The sequence below is a fragment of the Dyella sp. 05T440 genome (assembly GCF_056395965.1).
This window is the reverse complement of sequence record NZ_JBFTKN010000007.1, coordinates 23590-40394: the sequence shown is the minus strand read 5'-3', so window position 1 is coordinate 40394 and position 16805 is coordinate 23590. Positions and strand designations below refer to the sequence as shown.

The window sequence follows — 16805 nt, the reverse complement described above, 5'->3', positions numbered from 1 at the left end:
GTTTGGCGATATCACACTGCGCCAGCGGGTGTTGTCTCGGTGTGAGATAAGCGGGAGGTTTTGCTTGGCCCGCTTGGGTCAGCTAAACGCGGGCTGCCCGTCCGGGTTCAGCAGGCCGTGTTCCACCAGCCACTGCCGGGCATTGGCGGCATCCTCGCCGAACCAGGCCTGGGCCGAGCCGAGCCGGAACGTATAGCCCCAGGCATTCATATCGTCCATCAGGCGCTCGCGGCCCACGCCGGGCAATTCATCCGCCAGCACGATCTGCAGGTAGCAGGTGGCGTCTTCCTCGGCTACGGAATCGGTGGCGTCGGTATGCACCTCGCTGCGGCGCTCAGGCGGCAGCACGATCAGATGACCGGCTTCATGCAGCAACGAATGCACGGGCGTGTCGTCGCGTGCGTAAACCGTCGTGCCGATGATCCCGGCTTCCTCATCGCCCCAGAAGCTGCCGGGAATAGGCGTGCCGACATCCACGCGTTGCAGGTCGAGCCCATAACGCGCAAGCAGCCGTGCAGGCGCCTCGAAGCCGATCTCGGCTAGGCGCATCACGCTTGCTTCGTCAGGAGGAGAGGTGGGAACTGGCATGGGGAAAGAGTCGCCGCGAATCAGCGGCGACGCAGATCGCGAAGTGCGTGGCGCGGCAGTGCCGCGCCACGACCTCAGATCGACTTGGCTGGCGTGTTCTCGGGCAGCGCCACGGAGAGCTCGAGGATCTCGTGTCCGCTGTCGCGCTCGACATTGATGTTGATGGCGTCGAGGTCGACGTGGACGTATTTCTTGATCACTTCGAGCAGCTCGTTGCGCAGCAACGGCAGGTAGTCGGGAGCGCCGCGGGTGGAGCGCTCCTGAGCCACGATGATGCGAAGACGCTCCTTGGCGAGTCCAGCGGTGGGTTCCGGCTTGCGCTTCAGGAAATCAAGAATACCCATGCCGATCAGCCTCCGAATACGCGCTGGAAGAAGCCCTTCTTCGGCACCTCGAGGAAGCGCAGGGCACGTTCTTCACCAAGGATGCGGGCAACCGTGTCGCTGTATGCCTGGCCGGCAAACGAGTTGTCGTCCAGGATCACCGGCACGCCGGCGTTGGAGGCGGCCAGTACGTTTTCCGATTCGGGAATCACGCCCACCACGTTGATGCCGAGGATTTCCTCGACGTCCTTCACGCTGAGCATTTCGCCCACGGCCACGCGGGCCGGGTTGTAGCGCGTCAGCAGCAGGTGCTGCTTGATCGCGCCGTCGCCGCGTTCGGCACGGCGCGTCTTGCTGGCGAGCAGGCCCAGGATGCGATCGGAATCGCGTACCGAGGACACTTCCGGGTTCACCACCACGACGGCGTGATCGGCGAAATACATTGCCAGGTGCGCACCCTTTTCGATGCCGGCCGGCGAATCGCACACGACGTAATCGAAGCCTTCCTTGCCCAGGTCTTCGAGCACCTTCTCGACGCCTTCCTGGGTCAGCGCGTCCTTGTCGCGCGTCTGGCTGGCGGCAAGCACGTAGAGGGTCTCGTAGCGCTTGTCCTTGATCAGCGCCTGCTTGAGCGTGGCTTCGCCGTGCACGACGTTGACGAAGTCGTACACCACGCGCCGCTCGCAGCCCATGATGAGGTCGAGGTTGCGCAGGCCGACGTCGAAATCGATCACCGCGACTTTCTTGCCGGCCATGGCGAGGCCCGTGGCAAGCGAGGCACTGGTCGTGGTTTTGCCCACGCCACCCTTGCCCGAGGTGACAACGATAATCTCAGCAGTCAAGGCTCATCTCCGCATGGTTTTTTGTAGTTGTAATGACTGATCGTCAAAGCTTGGCGATCAGCAATTTTTCCCCTTCGAGCCAGCATCGCACAGACTGGCCTTCGAGGTCCTTTGGAATTTGTTCAAACACGCGATAGTGGCCAGCGATAGCTACCAGCTCCGCGCGGAAGTCTGAAATGTATATGCGCGCTTTCTCATCGCCCTGTGCGCCGGCCATCGCACGACCGCGCAAACTGCCGTAGATATGGATGCTGCCGTCGGCAATCACCTCGGCAGCATTGGCGATGGCGCCGGTGACGACGAGATCGCGGTCGCGCGCATATACCTGCTGGCCAGAGCGCACCGTGCCTTCGTAGTGCTGGGCACCGGCGTTGGTGACCGGCGCAGCAGGCTCGGCTTCCTGTCGCACAGGCTCCGCGCGACGCACGGGCTCGGCAGCGGCAGCGGCAGCGGCAGCAGGCGGCGCCGGCGGCGCAATGCTGCCACCGTCTGCGGGCTCATACGCGGCGCGGAACTTGGCGATCAGCGGCAAGCCCATGCGCTGGGAGAGCGCATCGACTTCGCTGGTGCCATAGGCCAGGCCCACGGGCAGCATGCCGGCGCTGCGCACGGCTTCGAGCAGCGCGTCGACCGTGCCGTCGTCGGGCAGGTTCATCAGGTGACTGAGATCCAGCACCACGGCGGCGCGGGCAAACAGTTGGGGCGCGGCGCGAACGCGGCGTTCCAGCTCTTCGCACAGCGCCGCTGCGTCCACGCGCTTGATGCGCACGTTGGCGATGCCTACCTGGCCGAAGCGCAGGTCACAGGCGTCTTGTTGATCCATCTTTGCATTCACTGGCGGCGCTCTCCCGCGAGGCGGCGCCGGGTGGTATCGGGGGAGGAGGACGGGTGCTGGCGTTCGGCCAGCCACGGCACATCGGGAAGGCCGTCGTGGTCCAGATAGGTTTCTCGCACGAAGGCGTAGCTGGGCAGGTCCTTGGCGAGCAGGCTCACCTGGGGACCGTCGCTGCCCATGCGCTGCTGGCCCACTTCCTGGAAGCCGTAGGTGCCGTGGAACAGCACCACCACGTCGTCGCGGGGCTCCAGGAACACTTCGCAGGTCAGCAGCGGCACGCGCACTTCCGCATAGCTGGTGACGTCGCAATAGAAAATGCGACCCAGGCCGTGGCGGCGGTAGGCGTTGGCGATGACGATGCGGTCGATATAGGCAAATTGCGGGTAGTGCTCACAGAACCAGCGATAGTTGGGGCTGTCATAGTCCCGACCTTCGCGGAAGGCGACCAGGAAACCGGCAAGATGGCCATCGATTTCGGCCACCCGGAAATAGTCCGCGTGGTCGTAGAAATAGCGCAGCTGTGCGGTGTCCAGGGCGAGGATGGTGCGGCCGGCGGCGTTGTTGAGCGCCAGTACGGCATCCAGGTCGTGCTCTCGCACGTCGCGGATGGCAAGGGCCATTCGTTGCTCCGCTGTGTGTGGTTCGAAGAGTAAGACCGTTGGATCGGCCCCGCGTGACGGCGGCATTATGACATGCGCCACGCGGCCGCACATAACACGGCGCACCATGTAAAACCTTTGTAAAGCGCCAACCTTTGTGCCTTCTGGCAGGGGTGGAGCAATGACTTCTCACGCATTGCACCAAGTCTGCGGGTAGCGAATGATGCGCATATGGCCTGGTCAAACATTAATCACATCCGGCTGCTCCGGTACGCTGGTCTGTTCACGTACCTCTGCGTCGCGCTGCCGCTGCTCTCCGGTCCTGGCGGGCTGGCGGAGGTCAGTGCGTGGTGGAGCAACCCGAATATCACGGGCTGGATTCTTTCCTACCTGATCTTCGGCGTGACCTATCTGCTGCTGACCCGGCGCTCGGGCATGACGCGCCAGACCGGCTACCCCTCCATCGTCCAGCTGCTGGGCCTGGTGGTGCTGACCGGTTCGGCAGTGGCCATGGGCTGGTTCAGCCAGAGCGGCCTGTCGGCCATGCTGATGCTGGTGATCGCCGTGGTGCTGCCCTGGCAGCTGCCGGTGGGCGCGGGGCTGGCCTGGATGCTGCTGCAGAACCTGATGCTGATCCCGATCATCGCCAGTTACATGGGCTGGACCATCGTCACCGCGTTCCTGCAGGTGTGCATGTACCTGGGCATCTCGGCGCTGGTGTTCTTCACCTCGATGATCGCCAGCCTGCAGGCCGAAGAGCGCGAAGTGCAGCGGCGCCTCAATTCCGAGCTGCGCGCCACCCGCGCCTTGCTGGCCGAGTCCACCCGCATCGCCGAGCGCATGCGCATTGCGCGCGACCTCCACGACCTGGTCGGCCATCACCTGACGGCGCTCAGCCTCAATCTGGAAGTGGCCAGCCACCTGGTCAACGCGCAGGCTGCCGAACATGTGCAGAAAGCGCAGGTGACCGCCAAGCATCTGCTGTCGGACGTGCGCGAAGTGGTGAGCGAGCTGCGCCAGGACGACGCGATCGACCTCACCGTCGCCTTGCGCAGCCTGACCGAGGGCGTGCCAGGCCTGAATGTCCACATGGAAACGCCGCCGCGCTTCAGCGTGGAGGATCCCCGTCGCGCCCAGGTGCTGCTGCGTTGTGCCCAGGAAATCATCACCAATACCGCGCGCCATGCCGGCGCGCGCAACCTGTGGCTACGCTTTGATTACGTCAACGCCAACCTGCTGGAGCTCTACGCGCGCGACGATGGCCGCGGCGCGACCAACTTCCGCCCGGGCAATGGCTTGTCGGGCATGCGCGAGCGACTGGTCGAATTCGAGGGCAGTGTGATGGTCGATCCGGCGCTGCTGCAGGGTTTTGCGCTTACCGTGCGCCTGCCGCTGGGCGAGCTGCCGGAACTTGCGCACACCCCGTCACGGTTCGAGCCGCCCGCGCTGGGCATGCTGTAGCCTTGCTGGGTTGTCGTGTAAAAATGTGCTGCTTGGATAGCCGCATCGTTTTCTCCGTTGGCCGCGGGCATCGCACGCCGGCCACCTACGTTTCGAGGATCCGCGATGATTTCCGTCTGTCTCGTTGACGACCAGAACCTGGTACGCCAGGGTGTCCGATCACTGCTGGACCTGGCCGAGGACATCCGCGTGGTGGCCGAATGCGCCGATGGCGCCCAGGCCGTGCAGGACATCCCGCGGATCCGGCCCGACGTGGTGCTGCTGGACCTGCGCATGCCCAACATGAGCGGGCTCGAAGTGCTGCAGGCGCTGTCCGCCCGCAATGAATTGCCGCCCACCATCATCCTCACCACCTTTGATGACGATCAGCTGGTGCTGCAGGGCCTGAAGGCCGGCGCACGAGGTTATCTGCTGAAAGACGTCTCGCTGGAGCAACTGGTGGAAGCCGTGCGCACCGTGGCCGCCGGCGGTTCGCTGGTGGCGCCGATGGTCACCCAGCGCCTGCTGGCCGGCGTCGGCCGCATGCAGAACCAGTTCACCAGCCTGGAACAGCCCGACCCGCTGACCGAGCGCGAGACGGAAATCCTGCGCCTGCTGTCGGGCGGCTACAGCAACAAGGAGATCGCCAACTCCTTGAAAGTGGCGGAGGGAACGGTGAAAAACCACGTTTCCAACATTCTTTCCAAGCTGGGCGTGCGCGACCGCACGCGTGCGGTGCTCAAGGCGCTGGAGCTTGGCATCGTCTGAGAGCCTGTTTGCGATCTTCACCTAGCGGAGGTCGCAAACCGGCTCTGAATCCTTGCGGAGCCTTGCCGGACGCCATTCGCAGGCGTCTGGAAGCCCCGTGTCAGGCAGTCTTTACGGCTGGACGCCGGAGCAAGTAGTATCGGAAACTTCGGCGCTGGCCGACCCCCGTTCAGGCAGTGATTCTTCGGGAATCTCCCGTGGCGGGCCGGTCTCCGGCGACTGCCCTTGTGCCGTGTACCAGAAGAGACGTGCGGAGAATCCTGGAATGATGCGTGTTCTTGAGTTTATTGTTGCCCTAATCATCGTCATCGTCGTGGCGGTGGTCGTGGGCGTGGTGATGCCTGGCAGCGGCCATGTCGAACGGTCGTTGGTCGTTGGCAAGGACATGCGTCAGGTCTACGACGTGCTCAACAATTTCCGCCGCTTCCCGGAGTATTCCGTGCAGCGCGAGTACGACCGCAATATCAAGTTTGATTTCTCGGGCAAGGCTTATGGCCCGGGCGCCGAAATCAGCTGGGCCAGCGATGACGGCAAGGTCGGCAACGGCAAGTTCACCATCGCCTCCGCTGATCCGAGCTTCGACAAGGTCGACTCGACCGCCAAGAAGTCCACCATCGTGTGGAACGTCGACAACGACTGGCGCGGCAACGACAAGCACTTCACGCTTGATCTGGAGCGCAACGGCAGCCGCGGTCAGCTGACCAAGGTGACCTGGTCGTATGACGTCGACTACGGCTTCAACCTGATCAACCGCTATTCCAATCTGTACATTCATGGCGACCCGGATGCCTTCATCCAGTTCAGCCTGAACAACCTGCAGAACGTGCTGGCTGCGGTCCAGAACGTGGACTACACCAAGCTGATCCCGTACATCGAGCAGACCCAGCCCACGCCGGTGCTGATGGTGTCCTCCTCGATCGAGCGCAAGGGTGGCCTCGAGGCCCTCAATGACGCGACGGACAAGGCGATTGGCCAGATCCAGGCTGCCGCCAAGAAGCTGGGCGTGACCACCACCGGTCCGCGCATCATCTACACCACCAACTACGGCGACCAGAACTACTCGTTCGACGTGGCCATGCCGATCAGCGCGACCAGCCTGAACGTTGCCGGCCAGACCGTCGAGCTGGTGGCCGCCAAGGCGCCGGACCTCAACGCCGCCGCGGCCAGCACCAGCGCCGATGCGAGCAGCACCGCCGGCGACACGACTCCGGGTGGTCATGACCGCTTCGGCCGCCTGATCGTCGACAACGATGTGCGTGCTTATCTGGCCTTCGGTGGCCCGGCCCTCAAGGCCGTGTGGAACGGTACCGCCGCCGGCGTGCCGCAGACCCGCGACCTGATGAAGGCCTATGCCCAGACCCACGGCTACAAGTTCGACGAAGTGACCAATCGCTTCTACGACATCGAAGCCAAGCCGGAAGTGAAGCAGGGCGACCAGGTCACGCAGTACGCCGAGTTCGACGTGTACCTGCCGCTGAGCTGGGCGCCGGACCAGACCCCGGAACAGGCTGCGGGCATCAAGCCGCCGTCGCTCGACGATACCGGCAGCGACCAGGCTCCGGCCTCGTCCAGCACCGCCGCTCCGGCCAGCGCCGCCAGCGCCGGCAAGTAAGTCGCTCCGGCGGCAAGCTTCGAAAGGGCCCTTCTTCGGAAGGGCCTTTTCATTTTCAGGCCCTGCGCGGGCCGGGCTGGGCGAACTTTCGGTTACAGTGCGGGTCGATCCCGCAGCCATGCGCGCAGCACTGCACGCGACTGACTCCACAGGACATGATCGAAACCGAACTGCTTACTCGACGCTACGGTGCCCTCACGGCGGTGGACTCGCTGAGTTTCCGCGCCGAACCGGGCCAGGTGCTCGGGCTGCTGGGCCCCAACGGCGCCGGCAAGACCACCGCCATGCGCATGATCGCGGGCTTCCTCGAGCCCAGCTCGGGCACGGCGCGCGTGTGCGGCTACGACGTGCGCAAGGAGCCGCTGAAGGCCAAGCGCGCGCTGGGCTATCTGCCGGAAGGCGCGCCTAGCTATGGCGAGCTGACCGTGCGCGAATTTCTGTCCTTCATCATCCGCATGCGTGGCCTGCAGCGCGATGAAGGCTCGCGGCGCTTCGATCGGGTGGTTGGCGGACTGCAGCTGGAGAGCGTGCTTGACCAGTGCATCGATACCTTGTCCAAGGGTCTCAAGCGCCGCGTGGGCCTGGCCCAGGCGATCGTGCACAACCCGCAGGTGCTGATGCTCGACGAGCCCACCGATGGTCTGGATCCCAACCAGAAGCACACCGTGCGCCAGCTGATCGACCAGATGGCACGCGACCGCACCATCCTGATCTCCACGCATTTGCTGGAGGAAGTGCACGCCCTGTGCAATCGCGTGGTGATCATCGCCAACGGCCGCCTGATGGTGGATGCCACGCCGGCCGAGCTCGAATCGCGCTCGCGCTATCACGGCGCGGTGTCTTTCAGTGCGCCGGGCAGCGGCGTGTCGCAGGAGATGCTGGGGCGGTTGCCGCAGGTGTCGTCCATCGAGGTCGATCCGATGGACGGTCGCATCACCGTGTTTCCGCGTCCGGGTGAACGCATCCTGGAGCCGGTGGAAACGCTGCTGCGCCAGCAGGGGCTTGAGGTGTCGGAGATCCAGCTCGAACGCGGCCGACTCGACGAAGTGTTCCGCCAGATCACCACCGGCGCGGAGAACCGCGAATGAGTCCCATCGCAGCGGTGACACGCCGTGAGCTGCGCAGCTATTTCGTGACTCCGGTGGCGTACGTGTTCCTGGTGATCTTCCTGGTGCTGTCGGGCATCCTCACGTTTTACGCGGGCGATTTCTACGAACGCAATCAGGCGGACCTGCAGCCGTTCTTCGTGATGCATCCGTGGCTTTATCTGGTGCTGGTGCCTGCCGTGTCGATGCGCATGTGGGCCGAAGAAGCCAAGGGCGGCACGCTGGAATTGCTGATGAGCCTGCCGTTGACGCTGGCGCAGGCGATGCTGGGCAAGTTCCTCGCCGCGTGGCTGTTCATAGGATTGGCGCTGGTGTTGACCTTGCCGATCTGGATCACCGTCAATTATCTCGGCTCGCCTGACAACGGCGTGATCCTCGCCGGCTACATCGGCAGCTGGCTGATGGCCGGTGCCTTCCTCGCCATCGGCGCGTCTTTGTCCGCCGTGACGCAGAGCCAGGTGGTGGCCTTCGTGCTGACCCTCGTGGTGTGTTTCCTGCTGATCCTGGTGGGGCAGCCGCAGGTGATGGAGTTTTTCCAGGGCGCGTTGCCGCGCAAGCTGGTGAACGGCCTCGCGCACCTGAGCATGGTGCGCCACTTCGAAGCGATCTCGCGTGGCGTGCTCGACCTGCGTGACTTGTTGTACTTCGTGGCGAGCATGGCTGCCTGGCTCATCGCCGGCGTACTCACGCTCGACCTGAAAAGGACGCCATGAGCATGCGGCGCATCCATTTCAGTCGTCGCGCCGTGTTGTCGGCGGCCCTGGTGCTGCTGGCGATCGTGTTCGTGACTTTCGTGCTTGCCAGCAGCCGCTGGCGCATGGGGCGCATCGACCTTACCTCGGACAAGCTCTACACGCTGACGCCGGGCACCGTGCATATCGTGGATGGGCTGCATGCGCCGCTGCGCCTGACGCTTTATTTCTCCAGTCATGCCACGCGCGACCTGCCGCAGCTGCGCAGCTATGAGCAGCGCGTGGCCGAGATGTTGCAGGAAATGGTGGCGCGCGCGCATGGCCGCCTGCGCCTGCAGATTGTCGACCCCGTGCCGTATTCCGATGACGAGGCCAGCGCGGAAGGCTATGGCTTGTCGCCCATCAGCGGCGGCACCAACGGCGAGCGCGTGTTTTTCGGTCTGGTGGGCAGCACGCTGCCTTCGAACGCGGACGGCGATGGCGACGGCGAGACGCACTTGCCCACCAAGGTGCAGTCGATTGCGCTGTTCGATCCATCGCGCGAAACCTTCCTCGAATACGACATTGCCAAGCTGCTGTACGAGCTGGACCAGCCGTCCAAGCCGCATATCGGCGTGATCAGCAGCCTGCCGGTGCAGGGCAATCCGGTGATCGGCGAGGAGCCGTGGGCCGTGATGCGTCAGCTGGGCCAGCAGTTCGACGTGAAGTCGTTCGACCCGAGCAAGCTGACCCACATCGACGCCGACATCAAGGCGTTGCTGGTGATCCATCCCAAGCACATGCCGGCCGATGCGCTGTACGCGATCGATCAATACGTGCTCAACGGCGGTCATCTGGTGGTGTTCGTGGACCCGGTGGCCGAGATGGACAACACGCCGTTCATCGACAGCAGCGGCGTCACCGACGACCACAACTCGAATCTGTCGCGCCTGTTCGATGCCTGGGGCGTGCAATACGATCCGCAAAAAGTGGTGCTCGACCGTTCGCGCGCGCTGCGCATCGAACTGGCCGACAATAGCTCCATGAGCCATCCGGCAATGCTCGGCCTGGGCCAGCAGGAGCTCAACCACGATGACGTGACCACAGCGAGCCTGCAGCGCATCAATGTGTCCAGCGTGGGTTATTTCGACCTCGCGCCGGGCACCACCTCGCGCCTGCAGCCACTGATGCAGTCGACGACGGATGCCGAGGTGGTGTCGAGCGAGCGCGTGCGCGAGTCGCTCAACAACCCGGCCGGGCTGCTGGACAACTACAAGCCCGACAACCTGCACTATGTGATCGCCGCACGCGTGCGCGGACAGTTTCCCAGCGCCTTCCCGGAACGCGCCGGCCAGAAGGGGCACGTGCCGGGCGTCGGCAATGCGGAAGTGATCCTGGTGGCTGATACCGACCTGCTGAGCGATCGCCTGTGGGTGTCGTACGCGCAAAGCCTGCTGGGCCAGCCGCAGTTGAGCGCGATCGCCAACAACGGCGACCTGATCACCAATATCGCCGATAACCTCAGTGGTTCCTCGGCGCTGCTCTCCATCCATGGCCGGGTGAGTTCGCAGCGACCCTTCACGCGCGTGCTCGCCTTGCAAAGCGCGGCCGACCAGAAATACCTGGCCAAGAAGCAGGAGCTGCAACGCGAACTTGCCGTCACGCGTACCCGCCTGAGCGAACTGCAGCCGGCCAAGGCGGCAGGGCGGGGCGACACCGCCAGTCCCGAGCAGCGCGCCGAGATCGAGCAGTTCCTGCAGCGCCAGCTGGCCATCAACAAGGAATTGCGCGATGTGCAGCACCAGTTCAACGCCGAGATCGACGCGCTCGGCCTGCGCCTGAAGTTCATCAATATCGTGCTGATCCCGGCGCTGGTGACGGTGATCGGCCTGCTCTATGGCTGGCGTCGCTCGCGGCGCAGCAGGCGGCGCGCGTGAAGGTGACAGGCAGTGCTGAAGTGTCGCAGCCGCTTGCCGTGGATGCGTCCGGGACGGCGCGTATGATGGCTGGTCGCCACTGATACGGTCCGGTACGTTCGATGATCGATAGCGTGCTCATGTGGATCGTGCCCTGGGAGTTTTCCTGGGTGTTCCTGCTCGGCTTTATCGCCTGCTGCGTGCTGTATGTGCGCGGCTGCCGCCGCCTGCCGGTGAGCTTTGGCCGCCGCCTGTCGTTCTGGACGGGCATGGCGCTGATCTATGTGTCGCTGCACACCTATCTGGATTACTTCTTCGAGCATGAGTTCTTCATGCATCGCATCCAGCAGATCCTGCTGCACCATCTGGCGCCCCTGCTGATCATTGCCTCGTATCCCGGCACGGTGCTGCACAAAGGCCTGCCGTTCGCATGGCGCCTGCGCCTGCTGCATCCCATCCGGCGTTCGGCGCCGTGGCGTATGGCGAGTGCGGTGTGGTGCAACCCGGCGGTGGCCACGGTGCTGTTCGTCGCGTTCATCCTGGTCTGGCTGATCCCGTCGATGCAGACGCTCGCCATGCTCGATTGGCGCATCTATCGCTTCATGAACTGGTCGATGCTGGCCAGCGGATTCACCTACTGGTGGCTGGTGCTTGACCACCGTCCGCGTCCGCCGGGCCGCATGACGCCGGGCATCCGCGTATTGTCGCCGGGCATCACCATGACGCCGCAGATCCTGGCCGGCGCCATTGTCACCTTTTCCAAGACCGACCTTTATCCGATCTTCGAAATCTGCGGCCGTGCCTTCACCTTCAACGTGCTCACCGCGCAGCTGGTGGGCGGCGTGATCATGTGGGTGCCGGCGGCGCTGATCGAATCCATCGGCGGCCTGCTGGCCATGCGGCAATGGCTGCGGTTGTCGCGCAGTGGGCGAATTCGGCGCAAGCCGTGGCCGTCTCGGCGATCTGCCGCAACAGCGCAGCAATAACCCTCACTGTGGGAGCGCACCCTGTGCGCGACTCGGGGCTTGCGAAGCCTCCAAGCGCTCGGCTGCCGAACCTGTCGCGCACAGGGTGCGCTCCCACAGGTGGTGCGGCGAGTTTTATCCGCCAGTGGCGTTGGCCGGCCGCGCGACGAAATCGGCATCCAACGTACTGCCATCGCCGAAACTCAGCGTCACCTTCACCTTGTCGCCAACCTTCACCGGCGTAGCCGCCTTCATCAGCATCAGGTGATACCCGCCAGGCGATAGCTCGGCCTTGCCATGCGCGGGGATGGCGAGTTCATCGACCATCGCCATGCGGTTGACGCCACCGGCGCTGGAGCTCTGGTGCAGCATGGCCTCGCCATAACGCGAACTATGTGCCCCGCGCAGGCTGGCCGCCTGGTCGCCGGTATTTTCCAGCACCACGTAAGCGCCGGCGGGAAGATCGCCGGGCAGCACGCGAATCCATGCACCGCTGGCGCGGATGTGTTCCGCTTCGGTGGCGCCGACGCCGGTCGTCAGCAGCAGGCTGGCAACCAGCAAGGGCAGGGTGATGCGACGACTCATGACGATGATCCCGGACTCAGCAGCAGATGCAGGTCGTGAACCATCTCGTCCTGCGTGTTGTTGGGCGTGGACAGCAGGCGTGCCTTGCCCTGGCCATCGAACAGATAGATGGCCGAACTGTGGCTCACTTCATACTGGCCGTCGGCACGATCAGGCTCGCGGGTGAAGGCGGATCGATAGCGCTTGCTCAGCGCTTCGATCTCGCGCGGCGTGCCGGACAAGCCGACCGCGCGCGGATCGAACGCATTGACGTAGGCATGCATGATCTCGGGCGTATCACGTGCGGGGTCGACGCTCACGAACAGGATGCGCGCGCCATCGGCCAAGGGGCCAAGACGCTGCATCACCACGTGCAGTTGCGCGAGCGTCAGCGGACAGACATCGGGGCAGTGCGTGTAGCCGAAATACAACAGCACCACCTTGCCGCGGAAGTCCTGGCCAGAGACTTTCCTGCCGTGGTCGTCGACCAGCTGAAAGTCGAGGTCCGGCATGTGGCCGGTGACATTGGTGAGTCGCCACTCGATGTTGTCGCCGCGATGACAGCCGGCCAGCAAGCAGGTGCCGACGGCAAGCATCAGCAGCATCAGCCACCGGCGGGTGCGACAACGCTTCGTGCGAGAATCGATAGGAATCATCCGGGCAGCATACGACACTGGCCGCCCGCCCGGATGGCGGCTAACCGAGGAGCTATGCGCATGCGACAACCTGCCTATGCGACAGGCGTGCTGGTCGGCCTGGCCGGCGCCAGCGCCGTGATCCTGGGGGCGTTCGGTGCGCACGCGCTGCGTGACGTGCTGGATGCCCGCGGCAGCGAGTTGTGGCATACGGCGGTGAGCTACCACTTCTGGCATGCGCTCGCGCTCGCCTTCGCCGTGATGACGGCGAAGGGGCGCGCACGCCGGGTCGCCGTCTCCGCTTTTGCCATCGGCATCGTGGTGTTCAGCGGCAGCCTCTACGCGCTGGCGCTGGGTGCGCCGCGCTGGTTCGGGGCGATCACGCCGCTGGGCGGCGTGGCCTTTATCGTGGGCTGGATCGCGCTCGGCGTCGCGCTGTCTACCCGGGCCGGCCGCGACGCTGCCTGAAAAAAGTCAGGCCCGATCCACGCGCGCCGCGTAGCAACCGGGGCGCGCCATGTGGATATGCAGGTAGGCGACGGTCGGATCGGCAAACAAGCGCTCGATCAGCGGTTCCAGCGCCGTGCCCTGGGCCACGTCGGCGTCCCGCAACATGCCTTGCTCGTCGAACCCGCGCACCGAGAGCAGCCGGCGACGCAATTGATCGGGCACTTCGTCGATGCGGTCGTATTGCTGTTCGCCTTCGCGGATGTAGATCGCATGGGTCGAACGAAACGGCGAGTTGGCCGGTTGGTGTTCGTAGTTGAGCAGGATCAGCGGCTGCCCGGGTTCGGCATCGGTAAGGCTGATGCGACACGGATAGCCGTGGGGCTGGTCGGCCACCACGCGCATGGCCTGGCGCTGGGCCAGCGCTTCGTCGGGCAGCGAAAACAGTTCGGCAAACGGTTCGGCGGGCAGGCCGGAAAGACGGAAATGCATGACGGAGCTCCTGGGATTCGACGATTCCCAGCGTCGCGCAATCGGGTCTTTGCGGCCATCCGATTCTTGCGCCTGCTGGCTCAGTCGACGCGAAACACCTGCACGCCTTCGCACTCCGGGCAACGGTAGCTTTGCAGTTCCGTGCGCTGTTCCTGCGACCACCGCTGCGCTTCGGCGGGCAGGGGATCGTAGCGTTCCATTTCCACGCTCTCGCCTGTGCTGGAGCAGGTTTCGCACAGCACCGGGCCGTCAGGCAGCAGGCGATAGGTTTGGCTCTCGGCCATGGCGGTTCTCCGGACGTCACTGAAGCGACGAAAGTAGCGCCGGTGTCGTGCAGGCTGCGTCGAAGCGGGATAAACGCCGCGGACCATCCATTTCAATTGGTGTCGTCGTCCTGCACAGGTTCGGACGCCTCGCGCTTGAGGCGGCCCTGCTTGCGCAAGGCCTCGCGCAGTACGAATTCGATCTGCGCGTTGACGCTGCGCAGATCATCGTCGGCCCAGCGCTGCATGGCTTCAAGCACGGCAGCGCTGATACGCAGTGGATAAGCCTTTTTCTCAACCGCCATAGAGTGTGCCGGCATTCACCACCGGTTGCGTGGAACGATCGCCGCACAACACTACCAGCAGGTTGCTGACCATGGCGGCCTTGCGCTCTTCGTCCAGCTCCACCACGCCCTGCGATTTGAGCTTGTCCAGCGCCATCGCCACCATGCCTACAGCGCCTTCCACGATGCGTTCGCGCGCGGCCACGATGGCGTTGGCCTGCTGGCGCTGCAGCATGGCCTGGGCAATTTCCTGGGCATAGGCGAGGTGGCTGATGCGCGCTTCGATCACGTGCACGCCGGCTTTTTCCAGGCGCGCCTGGATTTCATCGCGCAGGTGATTGTTGATGACCTCGCCGTGGCTGCGCAGCGAAGGCTTGCCGTCGTCGTGCGCATCGTACGGGTAGTTCTGGGCCATCTGGCGCAAAGCCGATTCGCTCTGGATGTTCACGAAGTTCTCGTAGTCGTCCACGCAGAACACCGCTTCGGCCGTATCGATCACCTCCCATACCACCACGGCAGCGATCTCGATGGGATTGCCGTCGCTGTCGTTGACCTTGAGCTTGCTGCTCTCGAAGTTGCGCACGCGCAGCGAGACGCGGCGGCGACTGCAGAACGGGTTGGTCCAGCGCAGGCCTTCCTCGCGCACGGTGCCGTGGTATTTGCCGAACAACTGCAGCACCTGGCCCTCGTTCGGGGCCACCTGGAAGAAGCCCTTGGCCATGAAGCCGGCGAGCAGGTGGATGGCGATGCCCAGGCCGATCGCGACGACGACCGGTGCCTCGTGCACCAGACCGTAGCCTTCCAGCGCCAGGCCGAGGGCGCCGAGGAGTAGCACGAAGAAGACCGTGGGGATGCCGGCGGTCGAAAAGCCTTGCTGTTCGTTCATGGGGGTTCCTCCCTGGGAGCGGCAATTAGATATCAAAATGATATCTAATTCAAGGAGGGGTCAATCTCGGGTGGCGACCGTGCCGCTCATGGTGGCCGCGGTCTGCTCCGGCGCGGTGCCGATCTGGGCAATGCGCATCTGCCCGAACAAGTTGGCGAGGTTGAAGAAGTGCCAGGGATCGCCGTCGCCGCTGTCCAGCGCGATATGGGTGCTGTCGAAGTGCCCAAGGGCGGCGTCGAAGCTCTGCCAGCGCCCGTGCACCCAGGCCTGCACCCAGGCGTGCGGCACGAATACGCGCGAGCTGTCGGCGTAGCGGTCGGCATAGACCATGCCGGTCACCACGCGGGCGGGGATATGTTCGGCGCGGGCCAGCGCCGCCAGCAGCACGGCGTGTTCCTTGCAGTCGCCCGCACGCTCCCGTACCACCTCCATGGCGGACGCGTAGCCGATGTCGCGGCTATGGGGCGGGATATAGGCGCTGACGAAATCGCGCAGCTGGATCATTTTCTGCAGATCGTCTTCGGCCCCCATTACCGCCTGCGCCGCCAGCTTGCGGATCGGCGGTGCGTCAGACTGGACCCAGGCATTGGGCTGCGTGTCTTCCGGCACCGGCGCCGGCTGGCCGCCCGCGACGGGGTTGCCCACATCCACCAGCCAGTTGCCATGCCCCAGCGAGGTGACGCGTTGTTCGTCCGTGCTGATCAGGGGCTGCGCATCGCCGTCGGTGACGTGGATGACGTAGCGCAGGAAGCCCGCGCGCATGGACGATGAGAGTCCCTGCGGCGAATCCACCATGGAGGCGCGCAGCATGTCGATGTCCTGCACCGGGGCCAGCGCACAGGCCTGGCTGCAGGCGAGCATGTCCAGGGGATGGCCGAGCATTTGCAGCGAACCCTTGCGGGTCTCGCCTCGTGCATTGACCCACAGGTCCATGCGTTGAACGCCGCGGGGCGTCTGCAGTACTTCGCGCTGGTGGTTCAGGACCTCAGCGCCATCGGGCAGCGACACGCGCTCATTGCCCAGCACCTCGATGTCCACCGCGGCCACGTCCTGGCTCGCCGGATCAAACAAGTTCAACGCGTAGTGCCCCGGGCGACTGGCCGCCCCAGCCATGGCTTGTCGCTGTCCATCACTCAGCAGGGCACCCGTGGGCCAGGCCAGCGTCGATTGCTTGGCCAGTCCGGCCACGGTGGTGGTGATGGCGTAGCGGCCATCGGCCTGGCGCTGGCCGTCGACGATGCTGTCCGAGCTGGAAAGCGTGCTGCGCGAATAAAAGCCCAGCGGCTGGCTGTCGAGGGTCTCCACGCTGCGGGTCAGCACCGCCATCGGCACGGTGCGGCCGGAACGGTTGATCTCGATCTGCAGGTCCTGCGTGGTGGTAATGATCTTGCCGTCGCTGACGCGATCGATCCGCAGATGGCCGATGCGACGGCCGGCCAGCATGACTGTCATCCAGGTCGTGTTGCTGGTGGGCCCGCTCTCCATCGCCCCGGCGGCGGCGACAGGGGGAGAGCTCAGCGCGAATGCCATCCATAGCGCGGCAAGCCAGTAGCGCATAGGTCGCTCCGT

At 64.6% G+C, this 16805-nt stretch carries 20 protein-coding genes; 8 read left to right on the top strand and 12 right to left on the bottom strand.

The genetic code is table 11. The annotated features are described in order from the left end of the window. Positions 1-78: 78 nt before the first annotated feature. The 5 genes from AC1DE1_RS10985 to AC1DE1_RS10965 form a co-directional block, all read right to left on the bottom strand. Positions 79-549, bottom strand: coding sequence for a hypothetical protein (locus tag AC1DE1_RS10985; protein WP_477176193.1), 471 nt, complete (start codon positions 547-549; stop codon positions 79-81). A gap of 113 nt (positions 550-662) precedes the next feature. Then, a complete protein-coding gene (gene minE, locus AC1DE1_RS10980) occupies positions 663-932 on the bottom strand; it encodes a cell division topological specificity factor MinE (protein ID WP_441604201.1) in 270 nt (89 codons plus the stop codon). Positions 933-937: 5 nt separating this feature from the next. Then, entirely contained in the window at positions 938-1753 is an 816-nt protein-coding gene (gene minD / locus AC1DE1_RS10975; protein WP_046970574.1) for a septum site-determining protein MinD, read from the bottom strand. A gap of 43 nt (positions 1754-1796) precedes the next feature. After that, positions 1797-2576 carry a septum site-determining protein MinC gene (minC, locus tag AC1DE1_RS10970; protein WP_477176109.1) on the bottom strand — a complete coding sequence of 260 codons (780 nt, stop codon included), beginning with the start codon at positions 2574-2576 and terminating at the stop codon, positions 1797-1799. 8 nt (positions 2577-2584) lie between these two features. Beyond that, positions 2585-3208, bottom strand: coding sequence for a GNAT family N-acetyltransferase (locus AC1DE1_RS10965; RefSeq protein WP_121878804.1), 624 nt, complete (start codon positions 3206-3208; stop codon positions 2585-2587). A 210-nt stretch (positions 3209-3418) separates the two neighbouring features. Between AC1DE1_RS10965 and AC1DE1_RS10960 the strand changes: the two genes are divergently transcribed. The 7 genes from AC1DE1_RS10960 to AC1DE1_RS10930 all read left to right on the top strand — a co-directional run bounded on the left by AC1DE1_RS10960 (position 3419) and on the right by AC1DE1_RS10930 (position 11686). Continuing rightward, complete coding sequence (locus AC1DE1_RS10960; RefSeq protein WP_441604199.1) at positions 3419-4648, top strand: sensor histidine kinase; 1230 nt, start codon at positions 3419-3421, stop codon at positions 4646-4648. A gap of 105 nt (positions 4649-4753) precedes the next feature. Continuing rightward, positions 4754-5395 carry a response regulator gene (locus AC1DE1_RS10955; RefSeq protein ID WP_046970578.1) on the top strand — a complete coding sequence of 214 codons (642 nt, stop codon included), beginning with the start codon at positions 4754-4756 and terminating at the stop codon, positions 5393-5395. Between the two features lie 265 nt (positions 5396-5660). Beyond that, the gene (locus AC1DE1_RS10950) at positions 5661-7007 is read left to right on the top strand and encodes a polyketide cyclase (RefSeq protein WP_441604198.1); all 1347 of its coding nucleotides are present in this window, start codon (positions 5661-5663) and stop codon (positions 7005-7007) included. A 155-nt stretch (positions 7008-7162) separates the two neighbouring features. Continuing rightward, the gene (locus AC1DE1_RS10945) at positions 7163-8095 is read left to right on the top strand and encodes an ABC transporter ATP-binding protein (protein ID WP_046970580.1); all 933 of its coding nucleotides are present in this window, start codon (positions 7163-7165) and stop codon (positions 8093-8095) included. Further along, a complete protein-coding gene (locus AC1DE1_RS10940; protein WP_441604197.1) occupies positions 8092-8826 on the top strand; it encodes an ABC transporter permease subunit in 735 nt (244 codons plus the stop codon). The genes AC1DE1_RS10945 and AC1DE1_RS10940 overlap by 4 nt, the downstream gene beginning before the upstream one ends. Beyond that, positions 8823-10721, top strand: coding sequence for a GldG family protein (locus AC1DE1_RS10935; protein WP_441604196.1), 1899 nt, complete (start codon positions 8823-8825; stop codon positions 10719-10721). The genes AC1DE1_RS10940 and AC1DE1_RS10935 overlap by 4 nt, the downstream gene beginning before the upstream one ends. A 101-nt stretch (positions 10722-10822) precedes the next feature. Further along, entirely contained in the window at positions 10823-11686 is an 864-nt protein-coding gene (locus AC1DE1_RS10930; protein ID WP_477176110.1) for a cytochrome c oxidase assembly protein, read from the top strand. 114 nt (positions 11687-11800) lie between these two features. Here AC1DE1_RS10930 and AC1DE1_RS10925 read toward each other — a convergent pair whose 3' ends face one another. Together AC1DE1_RS10925 and AC1DE1_RS10920 are read right to left on the bottom strand one after the other, a co-directional pair. Next, the gene (locus tag AC1DE1_RS10925) at positions 11801-12250 is read right to left on the bottom strand and encodes a copper chaperone PCu(A)C (protein ID WP_477176111.1); all 450 of its coding nucleotides are present in this window, start codon (positions 12248-12250) and stop codon (positions 11801-11803) included. After that, positions 12247-12834, bottom strand: coding sequence for an SCO family protein (locus AC1DE1_RS10920; protein ID WP_477176112.1), 588 nt, complete (start codon positions 12832-12834; stop codon positions 12247-12249). The genes AC1DE1_RS10925 and AC1DE1_RS10920 overlap by 4 nt, the downstream gene beginning before the upstream one ends. A 111-nt stretch (positions 12835-12945) precedes the next feature. On the opposite strand from AC1DE1_RS10920, the gene AC1DE1_RS10915 reads away from it, so the two are divergent. Then, positions 12946-13332 carry a DUF423 domain-containing protein gene (locus tag AC1DE1_RS10915; protein WP_477176113.1) on the top strand — a complete coding sequence of 129 codons (387 nt, stop codon included), beginning with the start codon at positions 12946-12948 and terminating at the stop codon, positions 13330-13332. A gap of 6 nt (positions 13333-13338) precedes the next feature. On the opposite strand, the gene AC1DE1_RS10910 is transcribed toward AC1DE1_RS10915, so the two are convergent. The 5 genes from AC1DE1_RS10910 to AC1DE1_RS10890 form a co-directional block, all read right to left on the bottom strand. Continuing rightward, a complete protein-coding gene (locus tag AC1DE1_RS10910; protein ID WP_477176114.1) occupies positions 13339-13803 on the bottom strand; it encodes a DUF1203 domain-containing protein in 465 nt (154 codons plus the stop codon). Between the two features lie 80 nt (positions 13804-13883). Continuing rightward, on the bottom strand, positions 13884-14087 hold the full coding sequence (locus tag AC1DE1_RS10905) for a hypothetical protein (RefSeq protein ID WP_441604190.1): 204 nt from the start codon (positions 14085-14087) through the stop codon (positions 13884-13886). A gap of 92 nt (positions 14088-14179) precedes the next feature. Beyond that, positions 14180-14371 carry a type II toxin-antitoxin system antitoxin gene (locus AC1DE1_RS10900; protein ID WP_477176115.1) on the bottom strand — a complete coding sequence of 64 codons (192 nt, stop codon included), beginning with the start codon at positions 14369-14371 and terminating at the stop codon, positions 14180-14182. Further along, complete coding sequence (locus tag AC1DE1_RS10895) at positions 14361-15236, bottom strand: SPFH domain-containing protein (RefSeq protein WP_441604189.1); 876 nt, start codon at positions 15234-15236, stop codon at positions 14361-14363. Before AC1DE1_RS10895 ends, AC1DE1_RS10900 begins: the two co-directional genes overlap by 11 nt. A gap of 60 nt (positions 15237-15296) precedes the next feature. After that, positions 15297-16793, bottom strand: a complete 1497-nt coding sequence (locus AC1DE1_RS10890; RefSeq protein WP_477176116.1) for a transglutaminase-like domain-containing protein — start codon at positions 16791-16793, stop codon at positions 15297-15299. Between the last annotated feature and the right edge of the window lie 12 nt (positions 16794-16805).